A 20,929-nucleotide genomic window follows, 5' to 3' on the forward strand; every position below is an offset into this window, starting at 1 on the left:
TTACAATCTTCCTTCCTTAAGAAATCTGTGATGTACGTCATTGAACTCTCCAGGCTTCTCCCATTGCGGCCAGTGGCCGGCTTCGCTGATTACATATAACTGGCTGCTAGGTATCCATGACTTTAATATGAATGCTTCATCAACCGTCCCTGTGGGATCGTTATCTGTCCATAACAGCAAAGTTGGACACTTGATCTTTCCGCACCATTCAGGCCCCCAGGCATAATCTTTCCTGACTTCCCAATCCTGTAGACACACAATATTGTAGACTGCCCTTTTAAACTCCCGTTGGGTATATATCTGATAACGAATGTTCACCAGTTCATCCGTCACAAAACTCTTATCAAGAAACAACCACTCCAACCGCGATCTTACATTTTCATAAGTCGCTTCCACTACAGCGCTAATTGTGGAATCTTTTACTTTCTTCATGACTTCCGGCTTATTGGTAATATTACCGGGAGTGTTTAGAATCACTTTATCGACCAGATCCGGGTAATGAGCGGCTGTCCAAGCCGCGACCCATCCTCCCAATGACTCCCCGGATAGATTGAATTTCTGCAATCCCAAAGCCTCCGCCAGACCAACCAGATGATCACTCAAATAATCGATGGTGTACGGTCTATCAGGTTTGTCACTATATCCGTGTCCAACCATATCGTAAGCGATTACCCTGAAGTCTTCCGACAGTCTCCCTATGTTCCTGGCATATGCTTCAAGATGTCCACCCGTACCGTGAACGAAGATGAGAGGATCTCCTTCTCCTGCTTCCAATATGCGCGTTCTAATTCCTTTTACATTGATATAGTCCTGTTTTAAAGGGACACCCGCTAATTGTGACCACATGCCGACCTTCTCTCCCATGGTTCACCTCATTTTTGGTATACTAGTATCTTAGTAATAGAATACCATAATTTCCTTTTCTATGCAACCGCTTTTTTCTCCTGAACGCGGGTATCGATTAATGCTCTGCTTTGATAACACCTGCTTTCCTTTTGGTATTTTCCTATAGTGAGGCCACATCACCTCCTTATATCTGATATACTAATATCTTAGTTGTTTGTTGTCAACCGGTTTTTGAATTTTCAATTGAATAGAAAGCGCTATAATGAGGCTGAGGTCTGTCCGTTAGCGCAGCAAAGGACTGCCATGTGGCAGCCCTCACGGTATTTAACCAGCTTCTTTGGCGGACATCACTACATAGTTGTGTGATCATGATCCAACTGGAATACTTGCGTAAAACATGCATTTCATGAGAAATATGAAGTGTCCGCGCACGGGGATTACGCCTGCTCAGGGCCGTACCCATTTAGGGCCCTGCCACGTATGGATGTAATACCAGGACTCCCCGTTAGGGGACGTCCATACGCGTGAAGCGGTAACGGTTTGCGGTGTGAAGGTTAGCGCGTTGTTCAGCAACGAACTGTCTACATAAGGCGTATCGAGTGCAATCGATGATTCGGTCAGGTCGAGGCGGGCATTACTCTGCTTCACTCCGAGCTTGGCATCGTTCTCAAAATCCCCTGTCAACTGCGAGGCGATTTCCTTGGCCGGGTTGATCCACTTGCCTGAATCGTCCGCTAGCACGAAGTACCAGCCGTCTCTTCTGCCAATCACATGAACGGCTTGCGGCTGCTGCTGCTCCGATGGCTCCGCGTAGTAGTCGAAGGGTGACCTGTAATAGTAGAATGGGACGGGAATGTCCAGCTTAAGGTCGACGCTTTCTACACCCTCAAATCCGTACCCATAAGAGTCAAGGTGGATCCATCTCAGTCCTTTCGGGGTATCGATCTGGTACCAGACGCTTGGAGGAACCATGCGCGTCTGCTGAATATACTTCGCGACAGGCTTCACCACCTGAGGAGGCAGCTTTGGCTCGTCAGTCATCGGATTATCGAAGGGAAATAGGTACACCTCGCTCTCCTGAGCAATCGCGATCATGCCTTCGACCGGATCCCCTTTGTATTTCTCGGCAAAATGATACGGACGAATCCATTTGTTTCCAAGCCAGGAGGTCTGGATCAAATACCACTTATCGTTCGCGTTCGTATAGCAGGGGGTGTAAGGATCGCACACGCTGATGGAAGCAACCGCCTGAACCTGTTGCGGAGAAAGTCCATACGCTGTCATTTTCATCGGTGATTCATATATTGGGGTCTCCTGTTCAAGTAAAGTCAGCGTCTGCTCCTGAAGCTCCAGCTTGCCGTACTTGTAGGAGCCTTCCTTCAAGTTAATCCATGCTTCGCCAAGCCACGTCTCAATCCGCACCTTATCCATACGTGTGATGTCAAGCAGCCTGCTGCTTTCGATCGGGGCTAGATGTACCGATTGGAGGGCACTCAGCGCGCCGATGGCCTCATCCGGTCTTGTCTCGCTGCTTGCATACAGCGTAAAGTCGTCAAGCAAGGTTACATAAGGCATAACGCTTGGCGCGGCGAGCTCCTGCTCTGCGTGAGAGAGCTGCGGTCCGGACAGGACGGCCATGGCTGTGGCCAGCAGCAAGATGAACCATTTGGTCATATCACTCACCTCCTTTCCCTATTTAGACGAAAATTCAAGTGAAAAGTTACGTGCGGTGTCTCGCACCGTTCAGTCCTGTTATTGCGTTTCGTCTTTCTCTACGACTTCCCAATGAATGCTGATCATCTTATCCACCCAGTTGCGGATATTCATTTCGATCGCTTGTTCGACCTCTTCGTCCATGAGCTCGCCAAGCTTGTTTTCCTCGAGCACGAGTTCATCTACCTTTGCTATTTGACCACCAATAGACAATTCGACTTTAATTCGCATCTACAACCCTCTTTTCGTCTTTTCTCTACATGCAGTCTTTGGCATGATCATCATCTTTTCGATGCGATAAAATTCCATAAAGTATGACGTCAGTAATGTCATTTGCAAGGGAAACCGGATTTGTTTCTTCGTTCACAATCTTGGTGACCATTCGTTCGAGCATGGCAACCATACATTCTGCGGCCACCTCGATCGGCAGGTCTTTTCGGACGTGCCCCGCTTCCTGGTTGCTGCGTAAGTTATGAATGATCATGTCCATCATTTCTTTTTTGATTTGTTCGCTATCAGGCGAATCATAAAGTGCAATTTTGGTCAGCTCAGGGGAAGCATTAAGAAATAAGAACAAATTTTTTAAATTTTCCTTTACTTGCTCTGGAACGTCAGAGCTTGGCAGTGGTGTTACCAGACTCCCTGCATTGGCCAGAACCTTTAAGCGCATTCGATATTCATTGACCAGTTCGGAAAAAATCGCATCCTTGCTCGGGAAATACAAATAAAATGCGGCTTGCGTGAGTCCCGCAGCTTTTACGATGTCGCTTATTTTTGTAGTAAAGTACCCGTTCAGAGCAAATTGTTGAGTCGCAGCCTCCAATAATCGAATGCGGCTTAACTCCCCTTTTTTCGTTCGATTCCTTTCCATATAGGCACCTCTTCAATTACTGAACGATAAGTTAACATTTGAACAGAAAAACTAACTATGAATTCACATAACTAATCAGTTAGTTTTATCACATCTTTCAAATTTTGTCAATGATCTATACGCATACTCGCGGAACAACCATGATCAGGACAAACATGACGACTTTGGAGAGGAAAGCACGGATGCGTAAGCGAATGTCAAAGCACAAATCACAAAAAGACACCCCGGAGCATTTTATGATGCTTCGGAGGTGTCTGTTTATACGCCGGAATGCGTTCCCATGCAACTGCCATTACAACAGCCATTGATTCGACGTCGGTTGGAGGGAATTAGACAGCTCGTTTAATTATGGCTTTAATAGTAGACCGTTAAGAACTGCTTGATATCGCTATTTATTTTTTGCAGAAATGGTTCCGACGGGAAATGGCCCATTTCATAGACGGTTGCTGCCGCTAAGTTGGGTATGATCGCTTCTGCGGCCGCAATCACCTTTTCACTTGGGAAGAATATATCCTTTGTACCTGCTAGCACCATAGTAGGAGAGGAGTAATTCACAAGCTCTCTTTTTTCGGTTATTTTCGGCATGTCTTGTTCTAATTTTACATGTGTAAAAATGTCGCCGATTATGTTTTTATCTATTTCCTTCATGCTGTTGAAAGACATCGTATCCGCTATTTTTTGCAATTGCTTTTGCGATGAGCTGATAGTAAACCCTATCATGGGAATTAAGATTTTCTGTATCATTTTCATTTTGGAGCCTAACTTCAATCCAGACGGAGCGACCAAGACCGAGCATGCAATTTTCTCCGGCAGAAACGCTGCTATTCTTAGTATGATGCCCGCGCCATAAGAAGGGCCGATAAATGCACTTTTGTCAACTCCAAAATGCTCCATTAAATCGGAAACCCATAATGCAAAACTGTCATCTTTAGCTGACATTCTTGTTTCCGCACTGTAGCCCGGATGCCCGATTGTGTCTGGAGCGTAAATCCGATACTCCCCAAACAAGGATGAAAACCAGGATAACGTCATCGGGTTAATGCAATTGCCGCCCTGAAAGATAAAGACGGGTTTTCCGTCAACAGGCCCTGTCACTAAGGTATGCGTTCGACCAAAGCGCGTGTCTACGAACACTCTTTCAAATTCAACATGAAATCGCTTCAGGTACGACTCATAATCGTTTAAGATTTTTTTCTTTCCTTCTTCGCTTTTATAAATGGCAGGTACGCTCACTGAAACACCTCAGGCGTTTTTATTAGTTCGTCCTTCAGATTGTATCATTATAGCAACGGTCAGCATACCTGTAAGGAAGAAAAATACGATTTGAACATGAAAAAGGCCTCTTGGAGTCGTAAGTGTTGTCCGAAGCTTGCCGGCCCAAAGGACGAGGTACTTAAAATATCAGGAGGCTACCCGGCAAGGGGTGTATCGTGCCGTTTCATCGTTCTCATTTTCACCGCAGTTGATCCTCCAATTCCGTTTTTAGTTGTTGTTGAAGATCGATTTTTTTGATTTTCCCGCTAGCCGTCATCGGAAGCGCATCGACAAAAACGAACTTGTCGGGAACCTTGTAATCGGCAACTTTCGATTTGATGTAATTTTTAATCTCTTCCGTTTGCAGCTGCTCTCCGCTTCTGACACGAATGGCAGCGCATGAAATTTCGCCCAGCACAGTATCGGGCAGACCGACGACGGCCGCCTCCATGACGGAAGGATGGCCATATAAAATTTCTTCGATTTCCCTCGGATAGATGTTGTATCCTCCGCGAATAATCATTTCTTTGATTCTCCCGACAATCCGGATATAACCCTGTTCGTCCATGGTTGCCAGATCACCTGAATAAAACCACCCTTCTTGATGGATTGCCGCTTGAGTGGCCTCAGGCATGTTGTAATAACCTTTCATCACGCCAAAACCTCTGCAAGCCAGTTCTCCAACTACTCCCGGACCGACCGGTACCCTGCGGGGGTCAACAATTTTGACCTCCGCACCAGGCAGCACCTTGCCGACGGTCTCGGATCGAATCTTATCGTCGTCATTAAAATCGGTAATCGTTAAAGTCGGCGAAGTTTCGGTCAATCCGTATGCGACTACAATATTGCATCCCATTTCCGAGCGAATCCGTTTGACGACTTCCACCGGACATGGAGCCGCAGCGATAATGCCCGTTCGCAAGGAAGAAAGGTCAAAGGAAGCAAAATCCGGGTGATTCAACTCTAAAATAAACATCGTCGGTACGCCGTTATGCACCGTCACCCGCTCTTGCTGGATCAGTTCGAGCACGTCCTTGGCTTTATACTGATCTACGAGCACCATGCTCCCCGCACAAGCGAACGTGCTTAGAATACTCGGCGTAATTCCGAAAACATGAAAAACCGGGACCGCAATAAGAAAAACATCCTCCGGCGCACATTTCATGGCTTCCGCCGAAATTGTACCGGTGTGAGCGATATTGGAGTGTGTCAGCATCGCTCCTTTCGGTCTACCCGTCGTTCCAGACGTATACAAAATAGCAAAGACATCGTCTTTGGGTTGAATGTCTTCGGGTACGAACAAGGAGTTTTTGCCTCTTTCTATCAATCGTTGATAGGATATGAGCCCTTCCTGTTCGAAGCGTACCGATACGATCTGGTTCAGACTGTTAACCATATTTTTCGCTTGTGTAAACTGATCAGCGTGAGGAACACCGCTGAATTCTTTCGTACAAAAGGCAATCTTCGCGCCGGAGTTCGTCAGTATATATTCTACTTCATGCTGCTGGTACCTGGTGTTACAAGGAACGATGACTGCACCCAGAAACGCCGCAGCAAGATAGACGACCACAAACTCGTGCCAATTGGGCAAACAGACAGCTAACTTGTCGCCCTTCCCGACGTTCAGATCACGAAGAGCGGCGGCCATATATCTCGACTCGTTCCAAAGCTCCTCGTATGTCATTCTTCGCGTCCGGTCGAAAATGACTTCTTTCACCGGATTCCGTTTATATGCCCGTTCAAATACTTGCGCAACCGATAAGTCATACTCATATTTATACATGGGAACTTCCCCCTATGCTCTGGTATCAACCAACCGCAACAAACAATATATGCACTTTCAATTCAACCGAGAACCGTGACTGATGTTCATTCGTTCTATGGAAAAGGGGGATTACAGCCGCTCCCAAATGGCTGCAATCCCTTGACCTCCGCCGATGCATAAAGAAGAAACGCCATATTTTTTGTTGCGGCGCCGCAATTCGTATAGAAGCGACAATGTAATTCTAGCGCCGCTAGCGCCTAACGGATGGCCCAATGCGACCGCCCCGCCATTGACGTTGCCGATCTCCGGATCGAAGTCGAGCTCTTTCTGGCAAGCGAGATATTGAGCGGCGAGCGCCTCGTTAATTTCAATCAGGTCCAAGTCTTTGATCGTCATTCCCGCTTTATGGAGCGCTTGCCGGATCGCCATGACCGGTCCGATACCCATAATCTTCGGTTCTACACCGACAATGCCCCAGGAAACTAACCGCGCAAGCGGTTTCAGGTTCCGCCGCTTCACATATTCTTCCAAAGCCACCACCGTTACTGCCGCGCCGTCGTTGATTCCGCTGGCGTTGCCTGCCGTCACTACCCCGTCTTTCGTGAAGCGGGCAGGCAGCTTCGCCAGCGTCTCCAGGGTAGTCGGACGGGGATGTTCATCACGGTCCACAACTACACTTTCCTTTCTTCCTAGAATCGTATAGGGGACGATTTCTTCGGCAAAGCGGCCATTATCTATGGCCGCCTGGGCTCTGTCATGGCTTCTGACGGCAAACGCATCGACCTGTTCCCTTGTGATCCCGTATTGCGAGGCCAGATTTTCGGCGGTTATGGCCATTGTGCAATCCCCGTAAGGATCGTACAGCGCCTCCCACAAGTAATCTTCCATCGGCGCTTTGCCGAGGGGGATTCCCCATCTTGCTCCACGAATCACATGAGGTACTTGGCTCATATTTTCCGCGCCGCCTGCAAGCGCCAGGTCGGATTCTCCCAGCATAATCGATTGAGATGCATTCACAATCGATTGAAGTCCGGAACCGCAAAGCCTGTTCACCGTTAATCCGGGTACGTGTTTCGGAACGCCTGATTTCAATCCGACATGGCGGCCCATATAGATGGCATCTGCACTGGACTGGATCACGTTGCCAATGACGACCTGATCCACTTCTTCCGCCGTCACATTCGCTTTTTCCAACGCTTTTATGGCGCTGGCAGTCGCTAATTCGATGGCGGATACCTCTTTGAATGATCCTCCAAACTCACCGAACGCGGTGCGCGCGCCTTCGATCAAGAAAACATGACGGTTTCCCATGTTACGCCCTCCTAACATCCTGAAAATTGCGGCTTTCGTTTTTCTATAAACGCTCGCATGCCTTCTTTGCTGTCATCGCTTGCATAGGCGTTGCCGAAGCATGAGATTTCCAGATCCAATCCGGTTTGAAGATCCGCTTGACCGCCCGAGTTGACCGATTAACCGCTGCAGCCTTTGTGTTGCGCCGCCTCCGAGCGCCAATCCGTTAACTGCTGCGATCACAGGCTTTGGAATGGATTCGACCTTCGAAAAGGCATTGCGGGATACTTGGCAAAATTGAAGGACTTCCCTGGTATTCAGATTCAGCATGTCTTTAATATCCGCACCTGCGGCGAAAGCTCGGTCCCCCTTGCCTGTAAGGACCACGGCCCGCACATCATCGTTTTGTTCCCATTCGTTAAAGAGCAACCCGAGCTCCCGAAACAACTGCCCGTTCAACGGATTGATCCCATCCTCTGTTATTTGTGGTAAACATACTTAAATTCATCGTAGAAATAATCCATGACGCGATCTAAGATGTAATCGCTTACTTAAATTCATGATAAAGCATTTTTCCAGCTTCTATAATCGGCGGATTGCAGGAATCTGCAACGGAACATTCAGCAGATTTGCGGAGGAGACAGGTCCAGCAGATCGTATAATTTATAGGCCATCAGCAGGCTGAACCGCTGCTCGGCTTGCTCAATATCGATTTGCAAAATTTCCCTGATTTTATCCAAACGGTATTGCAGCGTGCTCCGATGAATATATAACGCCTCGGAGGTCTCTCTCATACTTCCGTTGTTTGATAAATAGATCCGGAGGGTTTGAAACAGATCAGCTCCACTTCCCTCCGTATAACGCAGCAGCGGCGCCAGCTTTTTTTGCACAAAAATCGTTGAAATTTTGTGATCGGTTAATTGATGAAGAAGAGAGTAAGACTCGAACTCTTCAAAAATGGCGAATCCCGCTTCCGGGTAACGAAGGCGAATCAGGTTCGCGGTTTGAACGGCTTGTTTGTACGCAAAATAGTAATCTTCCATCCGTTCGGTACGTCCGCCAACACCCAAATAAACATGACAAGATGGCATTTCAGCTTTGGCGATTTTTTGTACCTGCTGATACATCGACTGCCAATAAGCTTTGGCATTTGTCTGCTCGTTTGTCACGCGGCTGATGAGGATAAACTCATCGCCTTTTCTCGTCAAGATTACCCCTTGATCTTGATTCGAGAGCGCCATTTTCATAATATCCCACAATCTTGATTTCTTCTCCTCCACTCCAATGAGATCGCTTTCCCGCTCCACTTCCATATCAAGCTTCACTGACAAATACGCCACCCGATGAGAATCATAGACGTTCCAGTTGATAAAGGTGGTATACTGTACGACTTTCTCCGGATCCTCGATTTTTTCGGAAAAAAGCTGATTCATGAAACTTTCCTTCACCTGTTCTCGCGTATCCATCACCAGTTTTTGCTTAATAAACTCGATGGCGTACACATTGAGCGCGTTATTGACGGTTAGTCGGAGAACATCGTCCCAGTACTTGCGGTCTGAGAACACTGCTAAATAACCTAACTGCCTGCCGCCTCCAATAATCGGCCAGATGCTCACATAACATGGCCCTTCGTCCAGCTGAAGCCATAATTCATCGGATTTAATCTGCCGGATTTGCTGTTCATGCTCTTTAACGAGATGCAGCAAATTGGGCAGCGATAGCTGTTCTTCCTTCATAGCATGATGAGACAGCAGCCGCAGAAGCCGATCGAATAGAAAAACCGAATAACCGAAAATGGAGCTGACGGTTCTGGTGATCTCGTATAGACTCTCCTCCTCGATGGTCTTTTTTACAAGTTCCTGTTGATGGATCATGATGTTCTGCAGTCTTAATCTGCGCTCTTGTTCGTTCTGAACTAATCGGGCGTTCTCTATCTGCATAGAGACATGCGTCGATAAAAACTCAAGCAGCTCCAAATCATCTTCGGTAAACACTCCATCTTGCTTTCCCGAGACATGAAGAATACCGATCGTTTTCAAATTAACGACCAAGGGCACCGTTAATTGTTCGCCCCCGGCCTTCCCGAAATACGGAAACAATCGCGATAGATTGCTTTCGTTATCGATCACCATGTTATCGGGGGATACGAATGTCCCATAAGACGGGGGCTGATAAATTAAACAATTGTTTTTTTCGTCATACAAAAAAATGCTTGCTGCCGCTGCCATCGTTCCTTTCCCAGCACGGTCGACCATTTTTTCCACCATATGTTCGATTGACGTACCGGGGAAAATCTTTTCCCTCAACCACTCCATGCCTTTGATTTTTCGCTTCTGGCGTTCTTTATCCCGGGCTAACTCCATAGCTACCGCGACATCCCGGCCAAATTCCACGAAATAGTTTTCCGCTTCGACAATGAGAGGGACAAAATTGCGAAATCCGATGATGCAAATACCGAATGTCTTCTCTCTTTCCTTCAAAGGAACGGTAAACCAAGTCGAGAGCTTCTCGTTCTCCAACGCTTTTCTGAAATCGCTATCGCTCATTCCACTCTCGTTCGGCCACCAAAGCGCGTCTTGAAGAAGCCTGGAATCAGGATCGACAGTCAGATGAAGGGTATGCTTGACTTGAAGGGTTTCTCCCCTCCACACCTTAGGAATGAGCTGATCCCCTTCTTTCAATAAAATGGCGACAAAGTCGGAAGTAAAATCCATCCAAAAAGAGTCCATTAAATAGTGAAGCGTCTCTTCCAAGGTGTCGAACTTGACGAGCTGCCTTGCGAGATCACGAAGATGAGATTCGATCTTCTGCTTCAGCCGTTCACGCTTAGTCAACTCGTTCATTTCATTCACTCCCGAAACTATTTATTATGTTTTTTGATTGACAGTGTTTTTTACATAATTCAATTTGACGTCTTTATGTAAATTCCTTTAATTTATAAAAATCATTTTGGCAAATAAAAATCGGTGCAGCGTCGCACCGACATTTTACCCTTTGATTGGACATGGATATCACCGTTCTCCGTCGTTCACACATTTCTCAACCATTTGGAACCAGTTTCTCGCCCGCCTTATGACCCAGTAACAAAATGGGAATCAGCAGTAATCCTAACGGAAGACTCAGTCCTATATCGGTCAACGTTATCAGTTTCTCACTTAGCAGCCTGTAAAAAACATAAATCGTATAAGGAAGGATGATGAGGACACTCGTAACCACTCCCGGCACCAGCATTCTTACGAATACGGCCTGACCGATATGCATAAAAACATGAAGCAGCATAACCGCATTGAAACCCAGGAACAGCAAGTAACTGCCATGTTCAGCCGCCATAAACGTACACGGAACAAACACTACAAATTCAAGGCAAACGGCAACGGAAAACTGCGGCGCCGTCATTCGTGAGAATGAATCGAGCGTGTTTCTGAACCGCCTCGGCACCTTTCGGTAAATGCTTGGTTGATGCCTCCGAAACCAGGGCTCGATCCGGATGATCTCCTCAAAGTCATGAAGCATAAAGGCAACAAGAAATAACCAAATTACCGAGTTGATGCTGATAAAGGAATCCAGAAATTCAACCATGTCATATAACCTCGCTTCCGTCCTAATTTGTGTGAATTCGAACACCACAAAACTAACTCTAAAGTTATATAACTTTAAAGTTAGTTTAGGACAGCATGAAGTAATTGTCAATTGTTTTTGCAAAGTTTGCCATCTTTATGATCCCGAGACTGACGACTGCCTGATAATTCCGTCATGGATGGATTCATCCCGCTCCTGTATGTTATAATTTCTAAAGATTTCCACGAATCATGCCGAATATTGGAGGGACCGATTATCGCATACTTCGCCGCCTTTCTCGTATCGTTTCTCGTCGTACTGCTGCTCATTCCACCGCTTCGCAGATGGGCGTTCCGCATCGATTTCGTGGACAAGCCCAAGCCCGATGTCGAACGTAAAATTCATCGCGATCCGATTCCGTTAACCGCCGGTATCGCGATCTTCGCCGGGTTCGTCTGCGCGTACATGACGTTTATCACGTTCCAAGGCAGCCGCACCGTATCGCTGCTCATCGGTTCGCTGCTCATCGTCTGCATCGGGCTCGTTGACGACTGGTACAAAACGCACGGCAAAGAACTTGCCGCTTGGCCGAAGCTGATCGTACAGCTCGCCGCCGCGATCATTGTGTACAAATCCGGCGTCGTCTTCTACGGTTTCAACAACCCGTTCGGCGGCGAGGATATTTTACTGCCGGTTTATTTGCAATTTTTCTTAACGGTTACCTGGATATTCGGCGTCACTACGGTCATTAACTTCTCGGACGGCATGGACGGATTGGCCGGCGGGTTGTCCGCCATCTCCGCCGTCACGCTGTTCGTCGTCGCCTTGGCCAAAGGCCAGTCGGACTCCGCGATGATGGCTATCATTCTCGTCGGCGCCGCGGTTGCGTACCTGCGGTACAACAAACCGCCTGCGAAGGTGTTCATGGGTGATGCGGGTGCGACGCTGTTCGGATTTCTGCTCGCGGTCGTGGCGCTGGACGGCGCATTCAAGCAAGCGACGGTGCTGTCGCTGCTCATCCCGATTCTTGCGCTTGGCGTGCCGATCTTCGACAACATCTTCGTCGTCCTGAAGCGGCTTCGCGAACGCAAGCCGATCTATCAGGCGGATGCAAGCCAGGCGCATTACCGGTTGCTGCGCAGCGGACTGAATCCGAAACAAGTCGTCCTGTTTCTCTGCCTGGTCAACATGTGCTTCGGGTTAAGCTCGATCATTTTGCTTTTACTCAACGTTTAATGAAGCTGCTTATCCGCGGTCCATATGCAATAAAATTCAAACGGCCTTCCCGTACGGTTAACCCGCGGGAAGGCCGTTTCTCGTACGCGCTATCCTTCTACACCCGTTCCTTTCGGAACGCGAAATAAACGGCGCAGCGCATAAGGGACAATAAACAAAATAAACAAGATGCGAAACATCTGGTACGCCACCACCATCGACACGTCCGCATGGACAGCCGAGGCGGTTACGCCCATCTCCGTCATGCCTCCGGGCGATAAGCTCAAGAACGCTGTAGCCATGCTGATCGGATGAAGGAGACTGAAGACGTAAGCCAGCACCAGGCAGAACGCGACGATCGCGAGCCCGCCCGCCAGCGAGTAAGGCAGCAGCCTTCGCCAACCGGCCAAGGCGCTAAAGCGAATACCGAGTCCGAGATAAATCCCGAGACTCCATTGTGCGGCGAGCACAAGCACGGAAGGCGGATGCGGCGGCGCCCAATCCGCAATCATCATGAGCGCCGAAGCGATGACAGGGCCGAGAAACCAGGGCGTCGGCATTCGCAGCCGGACGGCGGCCAACCCGGAGACCAGCGCCGCAAAGGCCGCAACCACGGCCATGAACGCTCCGCCCCCGGCGAAGCCCGACCCGGTTGAGTCAGCCACGGAAGCTGTAGGCATCGCCGCAGCCTCACCGCCGCTCAAGCCGTGCACCGCCAGGAACGGGACAATGAAAACGACCGTGAGAAGCCGGATCGTCTGCATGAACGTGACGATCGTTCCATCCGCTTCGGGAAACTCCTCTCCCAGCACGACCATCTGCGAAAGCCCGCCCGGTATGCTGCCGAGCAAGCTGCTCTGCGGCGTAATCCTCGCAGCGCGGGCAATCCACACCGACATCAGCAAGCTGAAGCCAACCGTCAGCACGGTCGACGCGAGCATCGACGGCAGCTGGCCGACGATTTGGCGCGCGCTTTCCATCGTGAACGACAGCCCCATCCCGTAACCCAGCAGCAGCAGGCCTAAGTTGCGAAGCGTTACCGGCCATGCAAGCTGTCTTTTGGTCAAGCCCTGCCACAGCAAGGTAGCCGTTAACGGTCCCAGCATCCAACTCAGCGGGACGTGCATCAGCGAGAACAGAAGCCCCCCGGCGAACGTGACCGCCGCCGTTTCCAGCAAGCGAACCGCTGCTGTTTGTAAGCTTTCCTTCTCGTGAGATCGATTTGAACGATTCGATTCACTCGAGTCTTCCATGAAGCCATCATTCCCCTACGTCAGCGCTCGGCTTTATTTCAAATTCTCCGGATTCAATTTCTCCAAATCCGGTACGACAAAACGTCCGTCCTTGCGGATGAGCTCGCCGTCGAAATAAATTTCGCCGCCGCCGTATTCCGGCCTCTGAATGAGCACCATGTCCCAATGAACCGATGAACGGTTGCCATTGTCCGCATCCTCATATGCGTTGCCCGGTGTAAAGTGAATACTGCCGTCGATTTTCTCGTCGAACAAGATGTCTTTCATCGGCTTCTGAATATATGGATTGACCCCGATCGCAAACTCGCCGATATAACGGGCGCCATCGTCCGTATCCAGGATATCGTTCAGCTTTCTCGTATCGCTGCCGGTCGCTTCGACGATCTTGCCGTTCTCAAACCGGAGCACGATGTTCTCGAATCCCGTTCCGTTGTAAATGGTCGGCGTGTTGTACGAAATGACGCCGTTCACCGAATCTTTCACCGGCGCAGTGAACACTTCGCCGTCGGGAATGTTGTTCTTCCCGGCGCATTTGATCGCCGGAATATCCTTGATCGAGAAGGTGAGATCGGTTCCCGGGGCAACTAGCCTTACTTGGTCGGTACGCAGCATCCGCTCGACGAGGGCATCCATCGCCGACGACATCTTGCTGTAGTCCAAATTGCAGACCTGGAAATAAAAATTCTCGAAAGCTTCGGTGCTCGTATTGGCGAGCTGGGCCATCGACGCGTTCGGGTAACGCATGATGCACCACTTCGTATGGTTGACCCGCTGATCCGTAACCGGACGCTGGAATATTTTGGTATACAAACGCATCTTTTCATCCGGTACATCGGACGTTTCGGTAATGTTGTCGCCGCTGCGAACGGCCAAATACGCGTGCATTTTTTTCATCCGCGCTAGCTCCAGCTCAGCCATTTGCGCGTAAAGCGCCTCGGTTCCGCCGAGCATCAGGCTGCGGGTCACTTCCGGATTCCGGAACTCCAGGAACGGATTTCCTCCTGCCGCATACACTTCTTCTATTAGACACTTGGTCAATTCCTGATCGCGAAGCCCAATCATTTCGATCAGCACGTTTTCTCCCGGCTGGAGATCGATCGAATAACGCACCAAATTTTTCGCAAACTGTTTCAGTCTTGGATCCCGCATCTGCATACGCTCCTTTGGCAACTGCCCTACAATTCTACTTCCAATGTAACGAATTTCCGTTCAAAGTTCAAATTCAGCAACCCGCCCTTCCAAAAAAATGAGTAAAAAAGCCGACTCCTGATGAAGGGGTCGGCTTGGTCGTCTATTCGTTATTTCAATGAATGCTTACCGGAGAATCGTCGCTGCGGTCCGCCGTACCGTCTAAATAGGTCGAAGTCAACAATTCTTCCGGCTTAAAGAAGTTGGCGATCTCCCGCAACGCGCTTTCAGGCGAATCCGAGCCGTGAATGACGTTCTTGGCCACCTCGGAGGCGAAATCGCCGCGAATCGTACCCGGAGCCGCATCGGCCGGGTTCGTTTTGCCCATCATGGCGCGGGAAATTTGAATGATGTTCTCTCCCTGCCATACCATCGCGAACACCGGTCCCGACGTGATGAAATCGACGAGCTCGCCGAAGAACGGCTTCGCTTTGTGCTCCTCATAATGATATTCTGCCTGTTCTCTCGTAATCCGGATGAGCTTGGCACCGATCAGCTCGAATCCGCGCTGTTCAAAGCGATTCACAATATTTCCGATTAATTGGCGTTTCACGCCATCAGGTTTCACCAATAAGAACGTCTGCTCCATAAACGACTCACTCCATCCACTAATTTGTACGCGATTCAACCCAAGTCTCTTCAATCAGTATTCCCATTTTTTCTCATTTTTATGAGTTAAGCAATATGTTCGCTCAAGCTCCGTTCGGCATCGGACTGAGGATGGCCGAGCGCCAGCTGCGCTTGAGCGGCTGCAATCCGGGCAAGCGGCACTCTGTACGGGGAGCAGCTTACATAGTTTAGTCCCGCCGCATGGCAGAAGAAGATCGATGACTTATCGCCTCCATGCTCGCCGCATATGCCTGTTTTCAATAACGGCTTAACCGCTTTGCCCTGCTCCACCGCCCATTCGATCAAGCGGCCGACGCCGTCCTCATCCAGCACTTGGAACGGGTTTTCCGGCAGCAGCTTCGTTTCCACGTAATGCGCAAGAAATTTCCCTTCCGCGTCGTCCCGGCTGTAGCCGAACGTCATCTGCGTCAAATCGTTCGTACCGAACGAGAAGAAGTCTGCGTGCTTGGCAATTTGCGCCGCCGTAATCGCCGCTCTCGGAACTTCGATCATCGTCCCCACATGGTAAGGGAACGTGGCCGCCTTATCGCCCAGTATCGCCTCCGCCCGCTTCGTTACAAGCTCACGCATCCGGATCAGCTCGTTCGCATGCCCGACCAGCGGAATCATAATATCCGGCCGTACGTCGATACCTTCCTCCAAGCAGCGCACCACGGCGCGGAAAATAGCATCCGCCTGCATCTCGTAAATTTCCGGCAGGACGAGACCGAGGCGGCATCCGCGAGTCCCCAGCATCGGGTTCATCTCGTGCAGCGACCGCACTTTGCGCAGCAGCTTCTCGTTTCGGTCGATTTCCTCGGACGAGGCATTCGGGTCATTGCGCAATCGTTCATGCTGAAGCACCAGCTGCTCCATGTTCGGCAAAAATTCGTGCAACGGCGGATCCAGCAATCGAATCGTAACCGTCAGCCCATCCATAGCCCGGAACAACCCTTCGAAGTCTTGCTGCTGCATCGGCAGCAGCTTCTCGAGCGCTTCGGCCCGCTCCTCCGCCGAATCCGCCAAAATCATGGCTTGCACGACCGGCACCCGCGCCGCCGACATAAACATATGCTCCGTACGGCACAGCCCGATGCCTTCCGCGCCGAAATCCCGGGCTTTCGCCGCATCTTCCGGCGTGTCCGCATTGGTATATACCTGCAGCGTGCGGATATCGTCGGCCCACCGGAGCAGCTGCTGCAGCTCCTCCGTCAGCTCAGGCTCGCGCAAGTTAACTCCGCCTCGAATGACGCGGCCGGTCGAGCCGTCGATCGAGATCGTGTCGCCTTCCCGAATCGTAACGAACTCGCCACCGGCGTGTACGACGAACGATCGGTCTTCGATTCTTACGGCCTCGCATCCGCATACGCAAGGCTTACCCATGCCCCTGGCGACAACGGCCGCATGGCTGGTCATGCCGCCCCGGCTCGTCAGTACGCCTTCGGCGGCAAGCACGCCGTGTATGTCTTCCGGCGTCGTCTCCGAACGCACGAGAATCGTTTTGCGGCCGGCGCGCGACCACGCTTCCGCCAGGTCGGCATCGAACACGGCTTCTCCCGTCGCAGCGCCCGGCGATGCCGGAAGCCCCGAAGCCAATACATCCAGCGCCTGGTCCACGTCAATGGCCCGGTGCAACAACTGATCCAAATGAAACGGCTCGATTCGCTCGACGGCGTCTCCCCGGCTGATTAACCCCTCGTTGGCCATATCCACGGCGACCTTGACCGCCGCCTGCGCCGTCCGTTTGCCCGAACGGGTTTGCAGCAAATAGAGCGCCCCTTGCTCCACCGTAAATTCAATATCCTGCATATCCTTATAATGCTTCTCCAGCATCGCCGCCGTTCGCTCCAACTGGTCGAACACGAGCGGCATATCCGCACCGAGCTGTTCGATCGGTACCGGCGTGCGAACCCCCGCAACGACATCTTCCCCTTGGGCGTTAATCAAATATTCCCCGTACAGACGCCGTTCCCCGGTCGAAGGATTGCGGGTGAACAATACGCCCGTACCCGAATCGGCCCCCAAATTGCCGAATACCATCGCCTGGATATTGACCGCCGTTCCCTGTTCGTCGGGAATGCGGTGGATTTTGCGGTACACTTGGGCCCGCGTATTGTTCCACGAACGGAATACCGCTTCGACCGCCAGCTCCAATTGTTCGCGCACGTCTTGCGGGAACGGACGGCCCGTCTCTTTCACTACGATTGACCGGTACGATTCGATCAGCTCTTGCCAGCCTTCGGCACTTACTTCGCTGTCTTGTCCGACACCGAGCCGCTGCTTCAGTCGGGAAAGCTGACTTTCAAAGTGATGCGATTCAATCTGAAACACGACGTTCCCAAACATTTGGATCAAGCGCCGGTAGCAGTCGTACGCGAATCGCGCATCCCCCGTTAATGCAGCCAGCCCGGCAACCGTTTCATCGTTTAACCCGAGATTGAGAATCGTATCCATCATCCCGGGCATCGAGGTGACGGATCCGGAACGCACCGAAACGAGCAGCGGCTTCGCAGGATCGCCGAATTGCTTCCCTTGGGACGACTCCAGCACGCGCAGCGCGGACGCCACCTCTTCGCGGACTCCGTCCGGAAGCTGGCCGCCCAAGGCGTAGTAGGCGCGACAAACGTCAGTGGTCACCGTAAACCCCGGAGGAACCGGCAGCCCTACCCGGGTCATCTCCGCCAAGTTTGCCCCCTTCCCGCCAAGCGTCGCTTTCATATCCGCATGCCCCTGATCAAACGGTACAACGAACTTCATGCAAATGCCTCCTCTGAACAATTCGGTCATAGTCTGAATTAACGAAATTAACGTGCGTTTTATTCCACTTGTAAATCACATCTAAAACATAACATACAACAATTTCTTTGTAAATAGTGTGTACTATTTAATTTTAATGACACACTATTAAACAAACATCTCGAATTTATCTGCTGTCGCTCCATGTTCGCTGTTTCTTGGCGCAGACCCCTTGTTGAACGAACCCGATATCGCGAAAGTCCAGGAAGCTGCGGGACTACGGCGGCCCTATGCGCCTCACCCGTCACGTTCACACAAAAATAGCGGAGCTCCGATGCCTTATTCGCCCAAACCGGGGATTTCCCCCGGCTTTAGAGCGAATGGCTCATCGTAACTCCGCTATCATACATTCCGCCGGTCTAATCGGCGATATAAGGAATCAGGATTCCGCTACGGCACACCGTCACCTCACAAAGACGGCATGCACGCGCTCATCCTCGGCCTCGCACAACGTTAAACGCGCGCCGAGCGCCGCAAAGCTGCCGATCACGTCGTCGTAACCGCGCTCCAGGTGCTCTACGCCGGTAATTCGCGTCACCCCATCGGCCGCCAGAGCGGCTAGCACCAGGCTCGTTCCGGCACGCACGTCCGTCGCATGAACCCAAGCGCCGAAGAGCGGCCGTCCGCCGCGGATAAAGGCGCTTTCCTGCCGAACCTCAATGTCGGCGCCCATCCGCCGCAGCTGCGGCACATGGTTGAAGCGGTTCGGATAGACGCGCTCGGTGATGATGCTTTTGCCCTTTGCCTGCGTCAACAGCGCCGTCATCGGCTGCTGCAGATCGGTAGCGAAGCCGGGATACATCGACGTCCGCACCCGCGTCGCTTTAATCGAACCGCGCCCGTAGGCGGTAATGCTCGTCTCGTCCACTTCCAGCTCCATCCCGCATTCCTCCAGCTTGGCCAGGCATGCGCCCAAGTGTTCGGGGATGACCTCGCCTACGGTTACACGCCCGCCGGTGATGCCCGCCGCCATCAGAAAGGCGCCGGCGATAAGCCGGTCCGGGATCACCATATGGCAGCCGCCGTTCAAATACGGCACGCCCTCAATCCGGATGCGGTCCGTGCCCGCTCCGTATATTTTGGCGCCAAGCGCATTCAAGAAAGCTGCCGTATCGACGACCTCGGGGTCGACCGCGGCATTATACAGGTTCGTTCGCCCCTGGGCTCGAACGGCCGCCAGCATGCCGTTGATCGTAGCGCCCGAGGTGACCGTGTCGAAATAAATGTCGGCACCCTTCAGCTGTCTCGATTCCACCACATAGTGGTCTTCGTGAAAAATAACGGTGGCGCCAAGCGCTTGAAATGCTTTAACATGCTGATCGATCGGTCGCGACGAGAAATCGTCTCCGCCCGGAAATCCTACCGTCACACGGCCGAACTTGGCGAGCAGCGCCCCCGCGAAATAATAGGAAGCGCGGTATGACGCCGCTTTGCCAGGATCGATGGTTGCACTATGAATAAACCGCGGATCAATCACAACCTCGCCCGTCGGCTTGCGAACGAGCGACATTCCGATATCCCGTGAAATTTGCGCGATCACCTTGACATCGTCAATCAGCGGAATCCCCTCCAGCGTGACGACGTCATCGGCCAAACAAGCCGCCGCAAGCAGCGCCAGCGAGCTATTCTTCGAGCCGGGAATTTGCACCGAGCCTTGCAGCGGCCCGGCAGGCTCCACTTGGATATAGCGCATGCTTATCCCTCCCTGGTTATAACGGTTACGGCGCGTCATGGCGAACAAGGTAGTCAGTCACCATGGCAGCCGCCTATTTGGAATCCAGCTCGAGCACATATCCGCTGCCGCGAACAGCGCTGATCAGGAACGTGTCTTTCCCGTACTTTTTACGGATACGATAGACGAGCGCGTTCAGTTCGTCCATCGTGACATCCGGCACACCGTCAGGTCCGGTCGTGCGTTCGGACCATACGTTTCGTTTAATGTCATCGATGGCGACAAGCCGGTTCGCCTGCTCGTATAACAAATGAAGCAGCAAATATTCCTTCTCCGACATCGCGATTCGCTTCCCGTCCACGACGCATTCCCGCTTCTCCCAATAGATCATCGAAGGTCCGCTCGGCTCTTCCCATGCCTGGGTCATGCTGAGCGGTTCGAACTCCAGCGTCTGATCGGCGAACAAATAGGAAAAATGCAGCACGGTCATCCCTTTCGCCATCTTAATAATGTCGAACGATTGGAGCGGGTACGGCACATGCGGTTCCACCAATACCCCGTTAAGCTCGGTACCGTGGCGTGAATCCAGATCGTATAACACCGCCTTCTCCCCTTCCCGGCGGATAACGACGTGCTTTCTTGAAATAAATGCGTTGGAAAAAGCAAAGTCCGGGGCGAAGTTGTTCGTAGCGCGCCCGATCACCGTCTCTGCTGAAGTCAGATGAAGGCACGTGCCCGAACGAAACGGTTCTCCCCGGATCACATATAGACAAGCGTAAGTATCCAGAACGTTTCCCTCCACTATCACAGCAAAAATACGAGTATGACGTATAAAGATTGCAGTCTTTATCATCATATCGTATTTTCAAGAGTAAGGGAAATATCTGCTGGCTGACGTA

The 20,929-nt window shown here is 51.1% G+C and carries 16 protein-coding genes and 1 pseudogene; 1 reads left to right on the forward strand and 16 read right to left on the reverse strand.

Annotated elements, in window-relative coordinates; translation table 11 throughout:
- The 10 genes and pseudogenes from PVA01S_RS04810 to PVA01S_RS04860 all read right to left on the reverse strand — a co-directional run bounded on the left by PVA01S_RS04810 (window position 1) and on the right by PVA01S_RS04860 (window position 11,318).
- Window positions 1-864 carry an alpha/beta fold hydrolase gene (locus tag PVA01S_RS04810; protein WP_127605611.1) on the reverse strand — a complete coding sequence of 288 codons (864 nt, stop codon included), beginning with the start codon at window positions 862-864 and terminating at the stop codon, window positions 1-3.
- 429 nt (window positions 865-1,293) lie between these two features.
- Window positions 1,294-2,520, reverse strand: a complete 1,227-nt coding sequence (locus PVA01S_RS04815; RefSeq protein ID WP_127605613.1) for a hypothetical protein — start codon at window positions 2,518-2,520, stop codon at window positions 1,294-1,296.
- 78 nt (window positions 2,521-2,598) lie between these two features.
- Window positions 2,599-2,790: a hypothetical protein gene (locus tag PVA01S_RS04820; protein WP_054795259.1), complete on the reverse strand. Its 192-nt coding sequence runs from the start codon at window positions 2,788-2,790 to the stop codon at window positions 2,599-2,601.
- Between the two features lie 25 nt (window positions 2,791-2,815).
- A complete protein-coding gene (locus PVA01S_RS04825; protein ID WP_127605615.1) occupies window positions 2,816-3,430 on the reverse strand; it encodes a TetR/AcrR family transcriptional regulator in 615 nt (204 codons plus the stop codon).
- A 354-nt stretch (window positions 3,431-3,784) separates the two neighbouring features.
- Window positions 3,785-4,663, reverse strand: a complete 879-nt coding sequence (locus PVA01S_RS04830; protein WP_127605617.1) for an alpha/beta fold hydrolase — start codon at window positions 4,661-4,663, stop codon at window positions 3,785-3,787.
- A gap of 220 nt (window positions 4,664-4,883) precedes the next feature.
- Window positions 4,884-6,467 (reverse strand): long-chain-fatty-acid--CoA ligase, encoded by a 1,584-nt coding sequence (locus PVA01S_RS04835; RefSeq protein WP_127605619.1) that lies wholly within the window; start codon window positions 6,465-6,467, stop codon window positions 4,884-4,886.
- Window positions 6,468-6,578: 111 nt separating this feature from the next.
- Window positions 6,579-7,760, reverse strand: a complete 1,182-nt coding sequence (locus tag PVA01S_RS04840) for an acetyl-CoA C-acetyltransferase (protein ID WP_127605621.1) — start codon at window positions 7,758-7,760, stop codon at window positions 6,579-6,581.
- An 11-nt stretch (window positions 7,761-7,771) separates the two neighbouring features.
- Window positions 7,772-8,222 (reverse strand): annotated as a pseudogene (locus PVA01S_RS04850) (enoyl-CoA hydratase-related protein).
- Between the two features lie 137 nt (window positions 8,223-8,359).
- The gene (locus PVA01S_RS04855; protein WP_127605625.1) at window positions 8,360-10,582 is read right to left on the reverse strand and encodes a helix-turn-helix domain-containing protein; all 2,223 of its coding nucleotides are present in this window, start codon (window positions 10,580-10,582) and stop codon (window positions 8,360-8,362) included.
- 196 nt (window positions 10,583-10,778) lie between these two features.
- Complete coding sequence (locus PVA01S_RS04860; RefSeq protein WP_127605627.1) at window positions 10,779-11,318, reverse strand: HXXEE domain-containing protein; 540 nt, start codon at window positions 11,316-11,318, stop codon at window positions 10,779-10,781.
- 240 nt (window positions 11,319-11,558) lie between these two features.
- Here PVA01S_RS04860 and PVA01S_RS04865 point away from each other — a divergent pair, with 240 nt between their 5' ends.
- Entirely contained in the window at window positions 11,559-12,533 is a 975-nt protein-coding gene (locus tag PVA01S_RS04865; protein ID WP_230875987.1) for an MraY family glycosyltransferase, read from the forward strand.
- Between the two features lie 89 nt (window positions 12,534-12,622).
- Here PVA01S_RS04865 and PVA01S_RS04870 read toward each other — a convergent pair whose 3' ends face one another.
- From PVA01S_RS04870 to PVA01S_RS04895, 6 genes are all read right to left on the reverse strand, one after another.
- Window positions 12,623-13,765, reverse strand: coding sequence for an AbrB family transcriptional regulator (locus PVA01S_RS04870; protein WP_127605631.1), 1,143 nt, complete (start codon window positions 13,763-13,765; stop codon window positions 12,623-12,625).
- Between the two features lie 33 nt (window positions 13,766-13,798).
- A complete protein-coding gene (locus PVA01S_RS04875; RefSeq protein ID WP_127605633.1) occupies window positions 13,799-14,914 on the reverse strand; it encodes an aminopeptidase in 1,116 nt (371 codons plus the stop codon).
- Between the two features lie 154 nt (window positions 14,915-15,068).
- The gene (gene ndk, locus PVA01S_RS04880; RefSeq protein WP_054795267.1) at window positions 15,069-15,542 is read right to left on the reverse strand and encodes a nucleoside-diphosphate kinase; all 474 of its coding nucleotides are present in this window, start codon (window positions 15,540-15,542) and stop codon (window positions 15,069-15,071) included.
- An 86-nt stretch (window positions 15,543-15,628) separates the two neighbouring features.
- Window positions 15,629-18,319 (reverse strand): pyruvate, phosphate dikinase, encoded by a 2,691-nt coding sequence (ppdK, locus tag PVA01S_RS04885; RefSeq protein ID WP_174817559.1) that lies wholly within the window; start codon window positions 18,317-18,319, stop codon window positions 15,629-15,631.
- A 442-nt stretch (window positions 18,320-18,761) separates the two neighbouring features.
- Window positions 18,762-20,051: a UDP-N-acetylglucosamine 1-carboxyvinyltransferase gene (gene murA / locus PVA01S_RS04890; protein WP_127605635.1), complete on the reverse strand. Its 1,290-nt coding sequence runs from the start codon at window positions 20,049-20,051 to the stop codon at window positions 18,762-18,764.
- A gap of 73 nt (window positions 20,052-20,124) precedes the next feature.
- On the reverse strand, window positions 20,125-20,733 hold the full coding sequence (locus tag PVA01S_RS04895; protein ID WP_236595937.1) for an FHA domain-containing protein: 609 nt from the start codon (window positions 20,731-20,733) through the stop codon (window positions 20,125-20,127).
- Window positions 20,734-20,929 lie beyond the last annotated feature (196 nt).

The organism is Paenibacillus validus NBRC 15382, assembly GCF_004000985.1.
GTDB lineage: Bacteria > Bacillota > Bacilli > Paenibacillales > NBRC-103111 > Paenibacillus_G > Paenibacillus_G validus.

Bases quoted from the DNA above. Each gene is read 5' to 3' on its own strand.
- PVA01S_RS04810 (WP_127605611.1), bottom strand. From the start codon at position 864: ATGGGAGAGAAGGTCGGCATGTGGTCACAATTAGCGGGTGTCCCTTTA.
- PVA01S_RS04815 (WP_127605613.1), bottom strand. From the start codon at position 2,520: ATGACCAAATGGTTCATCTTGCTGCTGGCCACAGCCATGGCCGTCCTG.
- PVA01S_RS04820 (WP_054795259.1), bottom strand. From the start codon at position 2,790: ATGCGAATTAAAGTCGAATTGTCTATTGGTGGTCAAATAGCAAAGGTA.
- PVA01S_RS04825 (WP_127605615.1), bottom strand. From the start codon at position 3,430: ATGGAAAGGAATCGAACGAAAAAAGGGGAGTTAAGCCGCATTCGATTA.
- PVA01S_RS04835 (WP_127605619.1), bottom strand. From the start codon at position 6,467: ATGTATAAATATGAGTATGACTTATCGGTTGCGCAAGTATTTGAACGG.
- PVA01S_RS04840 (WP_127605621.1), bottom strand. From the start codon at position 7,760: ATGGGAAACCGTCATGTTTTCTTGATCGAAGGCGCGCGCACCGCGTTC.
- PVA01S_RS04855 (WP_127605625.1), bottom strand. From the start codon at position 10,582: ATGAACGAGTTGACTAAGCGTGAACGGCTGAAGCAGAAGATCGAATCT.
- PVA01S_RS04860 (WP_127605627.1), bottom strand. From the start codon at position 11,318: ATGGTTGAATTTCTGGATTCCTTTATCAGCATCAACTCGGTAATTTGG.
- PVA01S_RS04870 (WP_127605631.1), bottom strand. From the start codon at position 13,765: ATGGAAGACTCGAGTGAATCGAATCGTTCAAATCGATCTCACGAGAAG.
- PVA01S_RS04875 (WP_127605633.1), bottom strand. From the start codon at position 14,914: ATGCGGGATCCAAGACTGAAACAGTTTGCGAAAAATTTGGTGCGTTAT.
- ndk (WP_054795267.1), bottom strand. From the start codon at position 15,542: ATGGAGCAGACGTTCTTATTGGTGAAACCTGATGGCGTGAAACGCCAA.
- ppdK (WP_174817559.1), bottom strand. From the start codon at position 18,319: ATGAAGTTCGTTGTACCGTTTGATCAGGGGCATGCGGATATGAAAGCG.
- murA (WP_127605635.1), bottom strand. From the start codon at position 20,051: ATGCGCTATATCCAAGTGGAGCCTGCCGGGCCGCTGCAAGGCTCGGTG.